The organism is Wolbachia endosymbiont (group B) of Chorthippus parallelus, from assembly GCF_947251815.1.
In the GTDB taxonomy this organism is placed as follows: Bacteria; Pseudomonadota; Alphaproteobacteria; order Rickettsiales; family Anaplasmataceae; genus Wolbachia.
The window spans coordinates 761248-779325 of record NZ_OX366390.1; the positions used below are offsets into that span (position 1 = coordinate 761248).

14 protein-coding genes and 1 pseudogene are annotated in these 18078 nt (G+C 33.9%); 3 read left to right on the forward strand and 12 right to left on the reverse strand.

Annotation, left to right across the window (positions count from 1 at the left end; all coding sequences use genetic code 11):
* Nucleotides 1–18: 18 nt before the first annotated feature.
* The 7 genes from OPS21_RS03425 to hemJ all read right to left on the reverse strand — a co-directional run bounded on the left by OPS21_RS03425 (nt 19) and on the right by hemJ (nt 9431).
* Complete coding sequence (locus OPS21_RS03425) at nt 19–2955, reverse strand: DUF3971 domain-containing protein (protein WP_265027723.1); 2937 nt, start codon at nt 2953–2955, stop codon at nt 19–21.
* Entirely contained in the window at nt 2948–3385 is a 438-nt protein-coding gene (gene rnhA / locus OPS21_RS03430) for a ribonuclease HI (protein ID WP_010401349.1), read from the reverse strand. The genes OPS21_RS03425 and rnhA overlap by 8 nt, the downstream gene beginning before the upstream one ends.
* A 175-nt stretch (nt 3386–3560) precedes the next feature.
* Nucleotides 3561–4448 carry a heme o synthase gene (locus tag OPS21_RS03435; protein ID WP_264336746.1) on the reverse strand — a complete coding sequence of 296 codons (888 nt, stop codon included), beginning with the start codon at nt 4446–4448 and terminating at the stop codon, nt 3561–3563.
* A gap of 1 nt (nt 4449) precedes the next feature.
* Entirely contained in the window at nt 4450–6000 is a 1551-nt protein-coding gene (ctaD, locus tag OPS21_RS03440; protein ID WP_139686463.1) for a cytochrome c oxidase subunit I, read from the reverse strand.
* Nucleotides 6001–6015: 15 nt separating this feature from the next.
* Nucleotides 6016–6780 carry a cytochrome c oxidase subunit II gene (gene coxB, locus OPS21_RS03445; RefSeq protein WP_265027724.1) on the reverse strand — a complete coding sequence of 255 codons (765 nt, stop codon included), beginning with the start codon at nt 6778–6780 and terminating at the stop codon, nt 6016–6018.
* Nucleotides 6781–7336: 556 nt separating this feature from the next.
* The gene (locus tag OPS21_RS03450) at nt 7337–8848 is read right to left on the reverse strand and encodes an HlyD family type I secretion periplasmic adaptor subunit (RefSeq protein ID WP_264336744.1); all 1512 of its coding nucleotides are present in this window, start codon (nt 8846–8848) and stop codon (nt 7337–7339) included.
* A 154-nt stretch (nt 8849–9002) separates the two neighbouring features.
* On the reverse strand, nt 9003–9431 hold the full coding sequence (hemJ, locus tag OPS21_RS03455; RefSeq protein ID WP_264336743.1) for a protoporphyrinogen oxidase HemJ: 429 nt from the start codon (nt 9429–9431) through the stop codon (nt 9003–9005).
* 65 nt (nt 9432–9496) lie between these two features.
* Between hemJ and pdhA the strand changes: the two genes are divergently transcribed.
* Nucleotides 9497–10477, forward strand: a complete 981-nt coding sequence (gene pdhA / locus OPS21_RS03460; protein WP_264336742.1) for a pyruvate dehydrogenase (acetyl-transferring) E1 component subunit alpha — start codon at nt 9497–9499, stop codon at nt 10475–10477.
* Nucleotides 10478–10682: 205 nt separating this feature from the next.
* A complete protein-coding gene (gatB, locus tag OPS21_RS03465; protein WP_264336741.1) occupies nt 10683–12113 on the forward strand; it encodes an Asp-tRNA(Asn)/Glu-tRNA(Gln) amidotransferase subunit GatB in 1431 nt (476 codons plus the stop codon).
* A 206-nt stretch (nt 12114–12319) separates the two neighbouring features.
* On the opposite strand, the gene OPS21_RS03470 is transcribed toward gatB, so the two are convergent.
* From OPS21_RS03470 to OPS21_RS03485, 4 genes are all read right to left on the reverse strand, one after another.
* Nucleotides 12320–13240, reverse strand: a complete 921-nt coding sequence (locus tag OPS21_RS03470; protein ID WP_264336740.1) for a tyrosine-type recombinase/integrase — start codon at nt 13238–13240, stop codon at nt 12320–12322.
* Nucleotides 13241–13242: 2 nt separating this feature from the next.
* Nucleotides 13243–14631 carry a dihydrolipoyl dehydrogenase gene (gene lpdA, locus OPS21_RS03475; protein ID WP_265027725.1) on the reverse strand — a complete coding sequence of 463 codons (1389 nt, stop codon included), beginning with the start codon at nt 14629–14631 and terminating at the stop codon, nt 13243–13245.
* Nucleotides 14624–15733 (reverse strand): outer membrane protein assembly factor BamB family protein, encoded by a 1110-nt coding sequence (locus OPS21_RS03480; RefSeq protein ID WP_264336738.1) that lies wholly within the window; start codon nt 15731–15733, stop codon nt 14624–14626. Before OPS21_RS03480 ends, lpdA begins: the two co-directional genes overlap by 8 nt.
* 313 nt (nt 15734–16046) lie before the next feature.
* Complete coding sequence (locus tag OPS21_RS03485) at nt 16047–16187, reverse strand: hypothetical protein (RefSeq protein WP_237398596.1); 141 nt, start codon at nt 16185–16187, stop codon at nt 16047–16049.
* On the opposite strand from OPS21_RS03485, the pseudogene OPS21_RS07975 reads away from it, so the two are divergent.
* Nucleotides 16153–17348 (forward strand): annotated as a pseudogene (locus tag OPS21_RS07975) (cbb3-type cytochrome c oxidase subunit I). The gene OPS21_RS03485 and the pseudogene OPS21_RS07975 overlap by 35 nt on opposite strands.
* A gap of 117 nt (nt 17349–17465) precedes the next feature.
* Here OPS21_RS07975 and OPS21_RS03500 read toward each other — a convergent pair.
* Nucleotides 17466–18056 (reverse strand): hypothetical protein, encoded by a 591-nt coding sequence (locus OPS21_RS03500; RefSeq protein WP_265027726.1) that lies wholly within the window; start codon nt 18054–18056, stop codon nt 17466–17468.
* Nucleotides 18057–18078 lie beyond the last annotated feature (22 nt).

Here is an 18078-nt window from a genome sequence, read left to right on the forward strand (position 1 = left end):
AAACAACTTTTCTTCTGGTCATATTGAGCTAAATTTCTTCTTCAAACTACCTTTTAAAATGCTTTTATTAGTTTTTGTCATAATACGATCAAATACTCCTAATAACCTCTTAAGTAAGCTTGGGGTTAGCGAAGAGATAGGATTAACAGATACGTTGTTGTTTTTATCATCACCATTTGCTTTGTAGTCTATTGAAATAATCCCCCTACTCTTCCCACCAGTCAGAAGTTTTCCGATTATAGGGATTTTCAACAAAGATTTGTTAATTGAGTATGCCGGTATTACTTGTCCTTCAACCTGGAATTTATAACCCTTAATATCGAGCGTACCACTAGTGCTAATGCCTAGTTCCGCTCCTTCAAGCCAAGATTCTTCAATTTCAACAGTGCCATCTTTATATGAAAAAGGTGCATTACACTTATAAAAATGTACACCTTCGTTCTTTATAGCATTTACAATACCAGGCAGTGAAGACATTGATAATAAAGTGGTAAGCAGTGGAGCATCTTTGATATAGAAATTGCTGATAGATAACATACCATAATGTTCTCCATTTTCTCTCTTAGAAGATAGATAAAGAGATAATTTGCCATTTTTAACTGATTTACCAATACCTAAAGAACGCAAAAGCATACCTGAATTATCCGAATATATTTCAAGCCCTATTTCACTATGTTCTACTAGTATATTACTGTTATCTTCTAAAAACTGTCCTGTGAATTGACTTCCACTACAATCACCTTTGGCACAAGTTACATTTAGCTTAGCATCTTTTATGATAATTCCTTCTTTCATAATTATATTATCAACATTCATAGTAACTTCTATTTTGTTATTTAATCGATTACTATCTTTGCCAAGTAAACCTAACACATCACTTAAGTTGATTTTCTCACCGTGAATAGTTATGGCATTTTTCTCCTTACCTGATTCAATTTCTATACTAAAATTATTATCAGGTAATTTAAAGTTGCTAGAATTTAAATATAGATTTCCATTTTCTACTCTTCCGCTAAATTTTATTTCTAGATCATTTCCTACAACATCTAGTTTATCTATTAGTAACTTACCTGCTCCTTTTAGCCTTGTAGAAAATAAAATTTCATTGTGATCTTCAAAATGGTTTTTCCACCCTAAGTAGCTTGAACGCAACTCGAGCTCTGATAAATCTATATTACCATTAACGTACCCTGTTTTGTCTTGATACATTACTGACTCTATATTTGCATTGATATAACCATCACCGAAATTAAGTATTTGAGCAGGTAAATCTCCAGTCAAACTCCAGGCAAAATTTTCATTTTTATTGCTACTTTTGAGGTCAAATAGAAGCTGTGTATTATTCACCATACCACTACCATTTAAATCTATAAAGTCACTCCCAAAATCGAGCTTAATATCATACTTACCAAAACTTCCATTATACACCACCAAATTATCAATTTCAGAATGAAATTTGGCCGAAAAATCTACTTTTTTATCACTAGAGTTTAGATTAAAAATGCGAAAATTGAATACAGACTTTGCTATTCCACCTACTTTATCTCTTTCAAGTTTTACCACATCATCCAGCTTAAATCTTATAGGCTCATATAACCCATAAGCATCACTTACAGCCTGACCATTAATGGTAAGAACAGAATCTTCTTTATTGAGAGAGTTCATTTCAATATGACCACTATTGATAGTAAAATTCTGAAACTTAGCTCTATTTACAATAATTTTGAGATTGTTATCCTTGAGAGTTAACTCACCATTCAAGTTCTCTACTCGTTCAAAATCCTCATCAAATTGAACGCTGCCATTTTCTATATCAGCAACAATTACAATACCTGACAGATCATCATTTATTAAACTATCGATTTTACCGTTAAAACTTATAATTGTATTTATAATATTCCCATCAATATTATTACAATACCACTTTCTAAATTCATTGTTCACTAGACCATCTGGTACATAAGTACATAAATCTTTTGCAACAAGTTTACTAATATTAACTCTAAGAAAAGCATGATTTGTGCCAAAGTTCATTTTGCCAATCAAAGAAAGGTAAGTATCATTTAACCTAAAATGAAAGTTTTTTACGCTAATGATTTCATCACTATATGTCAAATTTACATTTACATTAGTCAAGGCTAAGTTTTTACCTGAGTGACTCTCTGTATTTAACACGTATATGTTTCCATCCATAACTTCATCCTTTCCATTAATTCTCATTGAGAAGTTCCCTTTGAACCCTATTTCTTTGTCCAAATTGTAACTTTTAACTAGTGTGGAAAACTCGTTAAATAGCCCCAACTTTAGGTTATAAAATGTTCCATACAAATTTAACAAATTATTGCGATTTTTTATCATAATAGATAAATCATCTAGAATCCCCTTTTTATCTTTTGTATGAACACGAATATCCAAAACATTAAAATTTTCCTCCTTTCCTACATATACTTTATCAATGAAGAATTCACCTTCCGTGCTTTTATTGACAGCAATGTTAGTAATTTCAATCCTTGAGTCTGCATTTAAGTAGAAAAAAATTTTTCTTATTGTCTTCAGCAGATTTTTTGTACTACTCATCTTATCTGTCATTACAGATGTTGTTATTCCTCTGGTCTCTTCCTTCTTGATATATATGTGTACATTACCAGCTAAAACCTGAAAGAACTTTTTGGAACTTAACTTAAAGTGTACGAAAAGCTCAGGAACTTCTATGGTAAAGTCAGGATTTGTTATTTTTAAATCTGTAATGACTAGCTTGCCATCTTTCTGCCAAATAACCGAGGTACTCTCCATGCTGACATCCGAATTGGTAAATATCTTTAATATTTTTTTCTTTATATAAAAATTAATATAACTAATATTGATTTCTAAAGGACCTTCCCCTTTAAAAGGGATAAAGAAGCAGAATATAAATAATAAAATTATAGAAAATGATAGAGCTATTTTTTTAAGCATCGATTATTGCTTTTCTTGCTAAGCTGTCGGCTTCTTCATTGTATTTATCACCATTATGCGCTTTCACCCACTTCCAGTTAATCTCATGTTGCAAAGCAACATCGTCTAATTCTTTCCATAATTCTATATTTTTTACTGACTTCTTATTACTTGTCTTCCAGCCGTTCATTTTCCACTTATTTATCCATTCTGTTATACCGTATTTAATATAGAGGCTATCCGTATACAAACTGATATTACAAGGAAATTTTAATACCTTCAGTCCATTGATCACTGCTGTTAACTCCATTTTATTATTTGTAGTATTTTCTTCTCTACCACAGATGTTCTTTCTATGATTTTGAAATAATATGATTGCTGCCCACCCTCCTGTCCCTGGGTTACCAGAGCATGCTCCATCTGTGTATATTGTCACTTCCTTTTTCTTCATCTTTAACTGTAGTGAATTAATAAAGTATATCGTTGCTTCTATAAAATCACAATTTTTATAGATATAGAGGCAATTTAAGCCGCACCTTTAAATTTTATTATGGAAACAAAAAAAAGTGCTACAACGAGCATTATTAGAAGAGAAAGTAAAAGATAGTTTTTATGTTCTTTCATGGTTAAAACAAATCAATAGAGCAGTAAATAACGCTGGCAAACAGAGAAAATAGATAAGAAATCGAATAAGAAAACATCTTTTTCTGCGAGCTATGACTCTTAAGCCTTATAACGGATGCAGCAAACCAAATAAAAACATACCCTTCAATCATTGCCATACTGAGGTAAAATAGAGCCTTTTTCAAAAATAGTGCTGGAAGTAAGCTAGTTAATACGAGTAACACGCTATAGATTAATATATATTTCCTCGTTTTTTCTGGACCATAAACGATATTGAACATTGGAATCGATGCTTTTGTATAATCTTCAGATCTATTTAAGGATAGAGCCCAAAAATGTGGTGGAGTCCACATAAAAATTATTAAAAATAGAATACAACTTTCCCAGCTTACAGAGTCAGTTACAACCGCCCAGCCAATCATTGGAGGAAAAGCACCTGCTGCACCACCAATAACAATATTCTGCGGAGTACGCCTTTTGAGCCAAATTGTATACACAAAAACATAAAATAATATGCTAATTGCAAGCAAAGCAGCAGAAACATAGTTCACTGCTATTGCCATGATAAATACTGACAATATTCCAAGAGTTATGCCAAATTCAAGCGCGCTTTCTGCAGAAACTCTACCTGAAGGTATAGGGCGGTTTTTTGTTCTCTCCATAAGCAAGTCTATATCTCTGTCATACCACATATTTATTGCACCTGCAGATCCTGAACCAAGAGCAATGCACATAAGAGATATTAGTGCAAGGAAAGGATGAATGCTACCTGGTGCAGCAAGCATTCCAGCAATTGCAGTAAACACTACAAGGTACATTATCCTTGGCTTCAGCAAATGCCAAAAATCCAGTATTGTTGATTCAACATTTAGCAAAACACTTGTGTACATTCTATTTTATCACTGGTGGTTTTTCAAAAGTATGAAAAGGCGGTGGTGAAGATACCGTCCATTCTAAAGTGTCACCTTCCCAAGGATTATCTCCAGTTTTTTTGCCCCACTTAAAGAGATGTATAACTATAAATACAAAAAACATAACTGAAAGAAAGGACATATATGAGCCAATTGAGGATATATAATTCCAAGGGATAAACGCGTCGGGATAATCAGGTATACGCCTTGGCATACCTGCTAATCCCAGGAAATGCTGGGGTAAGAAAGTGACATTGGTGCTAATAAAAGTGAGCCAAAAGTGTATCTTTCCTAAACACTCGTTATATTGCTTACCTGACATTTTGCCTATCCAATAATAAAAACCGGCGAAAGCTCCAAATAATGCAGCAAGCGACATGACATAGTGAAAGTGAGCAACGACATAATAGGTATCGTGCAAAAGCTTATCTATTCCACCGTGAGAAAGAATTATTCCGGTTATACCACCTCCAACAAACATGAAAATAAAACCTAATGCAAACAGCATTGGTGTCTTCAATTCAATCGCTCCACCCCACATAGTTGCAATCCAACTAAAGACTTTTACACCAGTTATAACACCAATGAAAATTGTGCTAGTGCTAAAAAATATAGCAGCATCCTCGCTAAGCCCAACAGTAAACATATGGTGAGCCCAAACCATGAAGCCAAACGTTGCTATTCCTATCATAGCATAAACCATTCCCATATAACCAAATACTGGCCTATGAGAAAAAGTTGACACAATCTGACTGATGATACCAAATGCAGGAAAAATAATTATGTAAACTTCTGGATGACCAAAAAACCAAAACAGATGTTGAAATAACACAGGATCACCACCACCAGCAGGATCAAAAAAGGAGGTACCTATATTACGATCAGTGAGCAGCATAGTTATAGCACCAGCAAGTACCGGTAAGGCAACAATTAACATAAATGACGTGAGTAAAATAGACCAAACAAATAGTGGTATCTTAGTTAGTGACATACCTTTTGCACGCATATTGAATATGGTAACTATAAAGTTGATCGCCCCAACAATTGATGACATACCAGCAATATGAAGTGCAAGTATAGCAAGATCAACTCCTGCACTTGGGTGGGACATAATTTGCGACAAAGGTGGGTATAAAGTCCATCCTGTTCCAGGACCTTCGCCAGCAAATACCGAGAGGATAAGCAAAATAAAAGATGAAACTAACAACCAAAAACTTAAATTATTCATACGAGGAAATGCCATATCTGGTGCACCAATCATGAGAGGTACGAACCAATTACCAAATCCTCCCATTAAGGCTGGCATTATCATAAAAAACACCATTATTACCGCATGCCCTGTAATCATTACGTTATATAGCTGGTAATTATTGTTAAGTATATTAATGTGCATTAGCTGAGTACGAATAATTACCGATAATAATCCACCAATAATTCCAGCTAATATGGAAAAAATAATGTATAGTGTCCCTATATCTTTGTGATTAGTAGAAAACAGCCAACGTCTTATACCTTTTGGTACATCACTCATATCTATACTCCAAACTTAACTTACTAATTTTTTATCTTTAATCCACTTATTAAAATCTTCTTTACTCACTGCTTCAACAACAATTGGCATAAATCCATGACCTTGACCACATAGTTCATAACATTGCCCATAATAAATACCGGGCTTTGTAACGTTAAACCATGCTTCATTCAGCCTACCTGGTATTGCATCAATTTTTATACCAAAAGCCGGTATTCCCCAGCTATGTATTACATCTCCTGCTGTCACTTGTAAACGAATATTAGTATTGATAGGTAAAATAACGTTATTATCAACAGAGAATAGTTTTAAATCTCTTTCGGTAAAGTCTTCTTTTCCTTTTATATAGCTGTCAAATGAAATACCTTGATATTCTGGGTACTGGTAACTCCAATACCATTGATGACCAATAACTTTTAGTGTTATGTCAGCTTTTGGCACTTTCTCCTGTAGTTTAATTAATTCAGCATTTTTAAAAGCCAATACCCCAACAATAATCGTTGGTATAACAAACCAGATAATTTCTACAAAGATATTATGAGTTATTTTACTGACATTTTTCACTTTGCCCTTACGAAAGCGAAATACTACATAAGCAAGCAGGGCCCATACAAAAAGCATAATTGCAATCATTACACTCATCACAAACGAATGTGACTTAACTACAGCCTCCATTATCTCAGTTGCAGGCGCAAGAAATCCAAATTGCCAAGAAGTAGGAGCAGAAGCAATTGATATGTTTGAGTAAAACATTATCAATAATGCAAATAACTTCACCATATTTTTTGCTGTAAAACTAACTGTATAATAATATATATACACTTACTATGCAAACAGAGATTATAGAATGTACACAAGTGTTTTGCTAAATATTGAATCAAAAGTAAATGATGATTAATGTTTTTTTAGCATTTAATAAATATACTAATACGATACTAACTTGAGGAAAAAGCATTTACATGAATCTATTTTAAGTTAAAATATTATAATATTTTAAGTTAAGTATTTACTTTAAGGAAGTTCTATAATAAGTTTAATAGTGTCTGTTATTGCTAATAACCCTCTAGCCTCACACCTAAAAGCAGTAACAGACACTATTAAACTTTAGGTAAGTTTGCCTATTTATAATTCATTAAGGTAAAAATCTTACTAATTCCTTTAATTCTATTATACAGCTGAGTTTACTAATTAACCTTTAATGTTTACGTTAGCATTTGCATCTTAAATCAAAGATTTACATATTATAGAAAATAATTATAAAATAATACACTACTTGTGTGTAAATTTTTTTGCATATCAAACTCTGTAAACAAATTTTTTAGAAAAGCAAAATAAATTATCTCTCTATGAAAGATCTATCGAATGTTGCAATTATAGGTGTAAACAAGAACGATAAAAGAGTGCGGGATTGAGTAACTATATATACTTCTGCTGGCATACCAGGATATAGGTATACGTTTTTAAATTGAGCAAGTTCTGATTTTGGTATCACCACTCGCACTGAATAATAACGCCCCATCCTTGGATCATCAAGAGCATCAGGGGAAATATGGTTTACTATACCGTTAATTAAACTTAAGCGACGTGCACTATAAGCGCTCAGCCTTACTTTAACTTTTAGCCCTTCTAGTCCGTCGATAGAGACTATATTGCTATCTTTCTTTTTTGCTGACAGTATCTCTTCTATGTTTCTGGTTAGAACTTTAGCATCTATTATTAGATCATCATCTGATGGTACTATACTCATGATTGGAACTCCAGATTGTATAACACCACCTTCAGTGTGGTATCTTATATCTGTAACTATACCATCTTGAGGTGATTTAATTATTGTACGTGCTAACGAATCTTCAGCAACCATCAGCCTCTCTTTTAAGTCTGCAATAGATGTATTGACTTCCTTAAGCTCAGCATTTGCTCTTTCTTGAGCATCATTCTTCACATTTATAATCTCTAACTCATTTTCTCCAATCTTTTGCTGTACTTGAGATATTGCAGAACGGTAATGTCCAACTCTACCCTCAATTTCAGCAAACTGTTTTTCTAAAGCTAAAATGTGTGGTTTGCTTATATGGCCACTATCAAGTAATTGTCTTTTTGTTTCTAACTCCTCAGTTATCAAGTCATATTGCTTATGGGCTGCATTTAGTTGAAAGTTTAGCCCCGCTAATTCATCATTTAACTGCTTTATACGTTGTTGCAGTATGTCTGTTTTTCCCAATATGCTCTTTCTCTGAGAGTTGAATAACTTTACTTGATTCTTTATCGCTTTACTTACAAGTTCATCGTCCGACAATTTTTTAACCTCGTCAGAAAATTCTAGCGTGTCTAAATCTCCTCTGATTGCAATAAGTCTTGCTTCAGTTGCCAAAAGTGATAAGAGTTTTTCTTTAATTATACTCAAATTTGCCTTTTCATTAATATTGCTTAATAAAACTAAAGGTTCGTCTTTTTTGACTGTTTGGCCCTCTTTTACTAAAATTTTGCTTATTATTCCCCCACCCAAGTGTTGCACTATTTTTCTATTTGAAGAGACAATAACTTCTCCACTTGCATGCACTGCTCCATCAATTGGAGCTATAGCCGACCAAATACCACCTATTCCAAAAAAGATGAATATTACCACTAAACCAAAAAATAGTGGTCCCCATGTGACTTTTAGGACTTCATTTATGTTATTACTCTCACGTTTAAAAATAAAATTTATCATCGCATCAATCCATGCGAACGTCTTATCCAAAAATTGATATTTCTTCTTTCTATTTCCTGCCCCTTGCATATCTATATCATCGCCACCAATCAGGCCTGTCAAAGAAAGTCCAGCACTAAGTTTTTTTAACTTACTCATTATAATGCTACTTTGAATTCTTGTTAATCAGAATAACACACAAAAACAAAGAATCTATAACTTAAGCATTTTACTTAGACTGTGAGACACTAGAATAAACTATTTAGTAACAATTCTTATACTCCATTCAATGGTTCAGCATTAGGCTAGAAAATCAAAACGGTTTTACAACAACCATGATAACTATAATTATTATTAACACTGTTACTGCTTCGTTTAAAACACGAAAATAAACGTGAGTTTTCTTATTCAAGCCCACTGCAAAATTTTTCCTATGTTTTGCAAGTAGGCCATGAATAGCAAACATTAAGAATAATGCTAGCGCTTTTACATGAAACCACCCTTCGCGGTATGCTTCCCTAATAATCATTAGCATAATTCCAAAACTAAGCGAGAAAAGCATTGCAGGGTTTATGATATATCTAAGGAGTCTCTTCTCCATTATTTGAAGTAAGCTGTCATTTTCTGACCCTGGTTTTACAGATGCATGGTAAACATAAAGCCTTGGCAAATAGAGCATACCTGCCACCCACATAATTACAGAGATAACGTGAAAAGCTTCAAGCCAGTGATAGTAGTCCATATAGATAGTGTTACAAAATGTTAAAGATTTCTGGTATGATCTCAGTTTAATAAAAGAAAGTCAATATGAAAGCAGAAAATTTCACTAAAGAGCAAGTGATTGGGTTCTACAGAAAAATGCTTCTAATACGCAGATTTGAGGAAAAAGCAGGACAATTATACGGAATGGGATTAATAGGCGGATTCTGTCACTTATCAATAGGGCAAGAAGCAGTTGCAGTTGGGACTCAAGCTGCATCAAAACCTGGTGATGCTTTTATCACAAGCTATAGAGACCATGGCTTAATGCTTGCATGTAATTCTGATCCGAATGTTGTGATGGCAGAACTAACCGGCAAAGAAACAGGGTGTTCAAAAGGCAAAGGTGGCTCCATGCACATATTTGATGTTGAAAAAAATTTCTTTGGTGGACATGGAATAGTAGGTGCACAAGTCCCAATTGGCACAGGAATAGCATTTGCTAATAAATACAAGAAAAAAGATAACATTGTATTCACATATTTTGGTGACGGTGCTGCAAATCAAGGACAAGTATATGAATCATTTAATATGGCATCTTTGTGGAAGTTACCTGTGGTTTATATCATAGAAAATAACGAATACGCAATGGGAACTTCTGTGCAAAGATCAACTTTAGTAACTGAACTATATAAAAGAGGAGAGAGTTTTGGTATTCCTGGAAAACAAGTTGATGGAATGGATTTTTTCTCTGTCTATGAGGTAACAAGTGAAATAGCTGAGCACGTACGTGGGGGAAAAGGACCTCTCTTGCTTGAAATGAAGACATATCGATATCGTGGCCATTCGATGTCAGATCCTGCTACTTATCGCACAAAAGAAGAAGTTGAAGATATGAAGCAAAATCATGATCCTATAAGCACCTTAAAGCAGTATATAACAGACAATAAAATCGCTTCTGATGAAGAATGCAAAGCTATTGATAAGGAAATACGAGATTTAGTAAAAAAGTCAGAAGATTTTGCTAAAAATAGTAAAGAGCCAGGCATTGATGAACTATATACTGATGTTTATAAATTTGTTAGCTAATCAGTTGCCATCAAAATTATGTTTTGGCCTACTACAGATATTTTTTGGCAGCACTTAACTTTATTATATAACAGCCTAGTCAATAGAAACTGTAGTAACTCTTATATTATTGATATACACCGCTCTTGGATCATAGGTTAAATGAGTTTTATTTGACTTTTTGTGCTAGTTTGCAGAATATAAAGTTATTAATTGAATAAAATACATGACAAAAGAAAACTGGGAGACAGTAATTGGACTTGAGGTACACGCTCAGGTTTCTTCTAAGACAAAGCTATTTTCTAGTTCACTAACGGAATTTGGCACTGAGCACAATACTCAAGTTTCTCTAGTTGATGCGGCAATGCCAGGTACATTGCCAATATTAAATTATTTCTGCATAGAGCAAGCAATATGTACCGGTCTTGCACTTTCTGCAGAAATTAATAAATGCTCTTACTTTGATCGTAAAAATTATTTTTATCCCGATTTACCACAAGGTTACCAAATAACCCAGTTCTTTGAGCCAATAGTTAAAAATGGTAAAGTGTTTATCAATAATAATGAAAAAGAAATAAGAATCGCAAGAATTCACTTAGAGCAAGATGCAGGAAAGAGTATTCATGAAGAAAGCAAAACTTACGTAGATTTAAATCGTGCAGGTGTTGCTTTAATGGAAATTGTTTCAGAGCCAGATCTTCGTTCATCTGCAGAAGCTGCAGAATTCATGAAAAAATTGAGGCAGATTTTGCGTTACATCGGTTCATGTGATGGTGATATGGAAAAGGGGTCACTTCGCTGTGATGCAAATGTTTCTGTTCGCCCAAAGGGTAGTAGCACATTTGGCACTCGTTGTGAAATAAAAAACTTAAATTCAATACGTTATATTGTACAAGCTATAGATTATGAAGCACAAAGGCAGATCAAAATTTTGGAAAGCGGAGGAGAAATAAGTCAAGATACCTTATTGTTTGATGTCACTTTAGGAAAAACAAAAGTGATGAGAAGCAAAGAAGATTCAAGTGACTATAGATATTTCCCTGAACCTGATTTGCTACCTGTTGAAATAAGCCAAGACAAAATTGATTCTATTAAATCATCTTTACCCGAGTTGCCAGATCAAAAAAAACTTCGATACATAGAGGAATTAGGTATCAATGAATATGATGCAGACGTTATCACTTCTGATAAAGAAATTGCCGATTATTTTGAAAAATTAGCAAAAAAGCATGATTCAAAGATTGCAGTTACCTGGTTAACCGTCGAGCTTTTCGGTCGTTTAAATAAAACAAATATTGATATTGTTAGCTCTCCAATTAAAGCAGATGCTTTATCCGAACTCCTCGACTTTATCGTCGATGGAACGATCTCTGCTAAACTTGGTAAACAAGTTTTTGATATTATGTTTGAAACTGGAAAGCCTGCATCCCTTATTATAGAAGAGCAGGATCTCAAGCAAATAACTGACACATGTCAAATCTCAGAGGTAATAGATACAATCATCAATAACAACCAAGATAAAGTTCAAGAATATAAGGGTGGTAAAACAAGATTGTATGGATTCTTTGTTGGTGAAGTTATGAAATCTACCAAAGGAAAAGCTAGCCCTGATGTCGTAAACTTGATTTTGAGTGAAAAATTAAAATTGAGTGCCTAGGTGTACGATCCCAGATCTTTTGCTATTTGCTTGACTTGTTTCTTTACATAGCTTCTAATTTAAATTCTGCTGTCTATTCTATTCACAACCTTTTGCAAAACGCTTTGCTTTCTCTCTGCTGGTCACTATTGCTTATATAAAGCAAGTATAGTACTGAATGATGTTGCAAGCACTCAGTTCGGCAATATTATCGATTTAAGACGAAGTTAAGATTTTGATTTTTTATTCAAACTCTTCTGAAAGTTTTTATACATATTGAAGACATCTTGATAATTTAGGTGAGTGTAAACTTGAGTAGTTTCAAGGCTTGAATGGCCAAGCAGCTGTTGTATTGATCTTATATCAATATCTTCCTGAAGCAAATGAGTAGCAAAACTATGGCGAAATGCATGTGGAGATAAAATTTCTGGTAAGTTTAAAAATCTTCTTATTTTTTGCAAACGATTAGCAACATAAGTTCTTCCCAATTTTTTTCCTCTTACCCCCACAAAAAGATGTCCCGCTTCGTCAAAGTGGGGACAAGCTTTTATATATTTTTGTATACACTTTTTTACTACTGGAAGAATAAATACCTGCCTTTGTTTATCTCCCTTACCTGTTACTATTAAACTTTCATTGCTAATATCACTAACCTTAAGATTCAATGCTTCAGTGATTCTTAAACCCGTACCATATAGCAGAACGACAATTGCAATTTCTCTTTTTACCACCCAAGGCTCGCCTAGATCAGGCAATTTCATTTCTTTCAATAGAGTTTCTATGTTAGATATTGAAAGTGCTTTAGGTAGAGTTCTTCTCTGAATTGGCCTTGATAAAGAAAATACCGCTTCATTATTTATTTCATAATTGTTTTTTATATATTTGAAAAAATTTCTGATTACTGATAATGCGCGAGTGTTAGATCTCGCATTTACACCTCTTGTATAACGAGAGGTAAACCAACTTCTCAGTTCAGGTATGCTTAATTTTTCTAAAGAGCCAACATTTACTTCTTCACCAATGTGAGTATTTAGGAAACTTATAAGATCTTTGAGGTCCCTCATGTATGACTCCAAAGTGTTTGGTGAGTAAGACCTGTTGTACTTTAGCCAATCATACCATTTTTCAATGATTGAACCGAGGTCCACAGTTACTTTTTAAAGAAAGCATCGATGCACGCATCCCTAAAGGCTTCATTTATATCAGGATGAGAGTGACAAATTCTGTATATATCCTCTGCTGCTGCACCATATGCCATTGCAACCGCTGCTTCATTGATTAGCGTATCAGCGTATGCTCCTATGATATGTACACCGAGTATTGTATCTGCTTTGCTACAAGTCAGAACTTTCACGAATCCCTCAGCATCGTCAGTGACTTTTGCTCTACCGTTTGCAGCAAATTGACATTTACCAACTTTATACTTTCGACCAGCACTTTTTAGTTCTTCTTCAGTTTTACCGATTGAAGAAACTGCAGGGTGGGTGTAAATGACTGACGGTATGATTTCATAATCAACGTGAGGCAATTGCCTTGCTAGTATCTCTGCAACTGCCACCCCTTCTTCCTCAGCTTTGTGAGCAAGCATTGCTCCACCAATCACATCACCAATAGCAAATATTCCTTTCACATTAGTTTCATATCTGTTGTTAACTTGAACGAAACCACGATTATCTTTCTCCATTTTTTCATCAATACCAAGACCATCAGTACATGGTTTGCGTCCTGCTGCCACCAATACCTTATCCGCCTCTATAGTGTTTATTTGATTATCTTTTACAGAGCAAACTTTCACACTCAAAGAGTTACTACTTTGTTTTATCTCTTCAACTTTGGTGCTGAGTAAAAATTTTATTCCCTGCTTTTGTAGACTAGAAAGTAAAGACTTACTTAGTTCGCTATCCATTGCTGCAGCGATTCTATCAAAAAACTCTACTACAGTAACTTCAGAGCCTAGCCTATTCCACACAGAAGACATTTCAAGTCCTATTGCCCCAGCTCCAATTACAACAAGTTTTTTTGGTACTTCAGTTAAAGACAATGCACCAGTTGATGAAATGATATTTTTCTCATCAATATCAATTCCTGGTAGAGAACTAACATCAGAACCAGTTGCAATTACTATATTTTTTGCCTTCAGTACCTTACCTTCAACTGAAACTTCAAGGTTGTCTTGATCAAAAGAAGTAATTTTTCCAAGTCCATTGATCTTAGTAATTTTGTAAAGGTTAAACAGATATTCTATGCCTTTTCCAAGTTCTTGAACTCTAGCGTCTTTATAACCTAGCATTTCTTTCAAATCGAGACTTACATCCTTAACTTTTATGCCAAGTTTTGATAGATTATTTTTCGCGCTAGCATACTGAGAAGAGGAATGGAGTAATGCTTTTGATGGTATACACCCAACTCGCAAACACGTGCCACCAAAAATGCTATTTTTGTCTATACAAGCAACTTTGAGTCCAAGTTTTGCAGCAGCAATAGCGCATTTGTAACCACCTGGACCACCACCTATAATAATCAAATCATAATCAGTCATAAAAAACAAACCTATTTTCTAAAGAATAAACACCATTTCCTTCAGTCGTTATATACATCTTACCATGGGTAAATACTGGAGCATGAAACACATTACCAGGTATTTTCATTACCCTTCCTGTACTTTCAGATCCAGGAAAAACAAATATTGAACCTTTATTACTTGTTACCCAAAGCGTATGGGCATACATAATTGGAACAAACAATTGCACATTCTCTATAAAATCAGATGTCCAAACTGTTTTTCCACTTTGTATGTCGATGCCAATTACCTTATTATCTTTAGTCACCATGAAAATTCTTCCGCCTTCTTTTTGTTTCTCTGCAGGAATAAGAGGGCTATAATATGACTCAATGTTTGATATACTTTTTACTTGTAGTGGCCTTGACCATAAAATATTTCCTGAGTTTACGTCAATGCTATAAATATAAGAGTTGCTCGTAGCTATTAAGATATTATCGTGTACTCTAGGCGTAGTAGTTACATCTGTAAGCTGTGTATCTAAAAGATTTGTAGCTAATTTTTGGCTCCATAGTTTTTTACCTTCTTCATTAAAAGCTATTAACTCACCATTTGAAAATGGTGCCATTATTTTATCATTAGAGACTGCTGGTGAGATGGAATATAAACCTCGAACCTCATTTATACCATTTTGATAAGCCCAAATGGGGCTGCCATCTTTTATATCAAATACATGTAGATAGTTATCAATAGTCAATACTACCAACTTATTGTTTATTACTATTGCTTTCCCTCTTGCCGGAGCTCTTAATTCTTTTTCCCATTGAATCTCCCCTGTTTTCGCATCTATTGTGTGTAGAATGTTATCCACTACAAAGAAAACATTTTCTTTGTAGCTCGATAAACTCATATTACCAATTTTTTTCCTACTTGAGAGGTATAATTTCCAATTTATAACTCTTGGGTTATCGATATCAAAGGAATATAAGGTACCGTGCTTGTCTGGTAAAATAACGCTATTTTCTGCAAGTATTGGAGCTACATATCCTTGAGATAATTTTTTATCTACTAAACTTATTCGTTCGCTTGCCATTGTATAGTTACTATACAATAACATTATCATGACAATTATTATTTTCATTATTTAGTGAAAACAAGATTCATTAATATACATACTAGAAACGTAAATCACAACGAAAATGTTCTTAATTGTGGATCAAAAGCATTAACGTAATGTCATGCCATTATGTAAAGATTCTCTTACTGTAATAATTTTTATCAAGTATTGATTAAAACACATTTCGATAGCTCAGACTAACGCTGTCAGTAATATTACCATAATATGAAATGGAAATGTACGCAGCATTTTCACGATGAAAGATATTGTTGTAATGTCATTCATTTAAACTATGCATATCAATTTGAAAAATGTACATTGTCTTATGCTATAGTACCTAAAAATAAATGCTCAACATACAAAATAACGCTTCACTTTGCAGGCAATGGATATTCTTGGCAGTACTTGCTCTTGCTTGTTCTGGACTGCTGTCAATAATTGTTATTTTTCTACGATTGCCTTTTATTTCTTCTCTCATTCCTTCTGCACAATATATCTTTGATAATGCACTGGTGATACACGTAAATTTGTCAATTTTGGTATGGATGTGCTCTATAATATCTCTGCTCTTCATCATAAACTTAAAAAACACCAATCATTGGTTTAACTTCTCATGGATTCTCTCAATCCTTTCCATGCTGCTAATGTTTATATCTGCATTTGTTCCAAATACTGAAGTTATCAAAAGTAACTATATACCTGTATTACAAAACAAATTATTTTTACTTGGACTCAGTCTTTTCATTACCAGCATATTGATAAATACAGCTCTAGCCTACATATCAAATAAACAAGACTCATATCTTTCAATCGGACAAATTGGCCTGGTCATTATACTTGTGTCATCATTTCTTTGTGTTGTTTTAGCACATAAAAATATGCCTCCAGGTCTATATCACTCAGACAAGAATTTATTTTATGAATATCTCTTTTGGGGAGGCGGACATTTACTGCAGTTTGCCTTTGCTCAAGCAATGTTTTTAGTTTATTTGATCATACTGAATGCTCGCTATATTAGTCTAAATAAAATTACCATTTTACCACTATTTATAAACACAGTTTTGACCGTAGGTGCGCCGTTTATATACTTTATTTATTCGGCGGATAGTGCTGAATTGATACAGTTTTTTACCTGGCATATGAGAATTGCTGGAGCAGTTCTGCCGTGCTTTTTAACAATATTAGTGTATTGCAACATAAAAACTCTACTCAATGATAAGGGCAATTATCTTCTCCACTCGTTTGTATTGTTCATTTATGGAGGTGTGCTTGGAGTGCTAACTATTGAAGGAAATGTCACTTCCCTGCGCATTATCACGGTTCTGTGGTTGGTATTACTATAGCTTTTATGAATTTTGTCTACTGGCTGTTACCAAAATTGGGCTGTAAAGAAATAAAAAGCTCCATAGTAAGATTACAGATTTACGCTTACAGTTTGGGACATTTTCTCCACATTACTGGACTTGTTTGGCTTGGTGGATATGGTGCATTAAGAAAAGTTGCAGATCTGCCAAGTATTTCATCAATGTTGGCACGTGCTTGTTTTATTACGGGTGGAGCTATATCAGTTATTGGTGGAATGTTATTCGTAATAATTGTGATTTCACATCTTCTTAAAGGCAAGGCTCGTACCAACTAACCCACAGAAACAAAACTAAAAATTTTAGTGTAAAATTACTATATTTACTTTGTACTATGGCTCAAATAACCTGCTTCAAATTTGGAAAGGCAGTGAAATGAAAAAAACTATATCAAGCTACACTGAATTCTTATTTGCTACTCCTTGTGGTTCTTGTGTTCCATTTACTTGAGAGCTAGGTTTCATTATTAAACCACCAGCTAAGAATGCAGATACTGTTGCTATAACAACGATTAACCACATGTCCAATTTAGTTGTATGTTCAAGTGTAATATACACTACTAACCCAACAGCAAGACCAGTACTAGCAGTAGCGATGTATGTTGCTTTTTCTTTTAGTTGTTTATTTGCTTCATTTTCGACTTCTAATATTTTCTTTTCTTGCTGTAAATACTGGATTTGAATATCTAGTTTATTTTTTTCATCTTTTAATTCTATATTTTCGTCCTTAGCTGTCTTCCTTGCATATTCTAAGGATCTATTTAACCGTTCAGCTCTATCCTTTTTAGTTTGTAAGTCTTTATTTTCCTTCTCTAGCTGCTCAAGTTTATTTATTTTTTGCTTCATTTCACTTTTCATTTCATTTTTTAGTTCATTTCTTATTTTATCTTTTAATGTAGCTACTGCTTCTTCTGGGCTTTTTTTACCTTTTAACTCCAGCACGTCTTCAAGCAATTCTGCTAGATCTATTTTTGCTGGGTGGGGCACATAGTCACTGCCATTAAGTTAA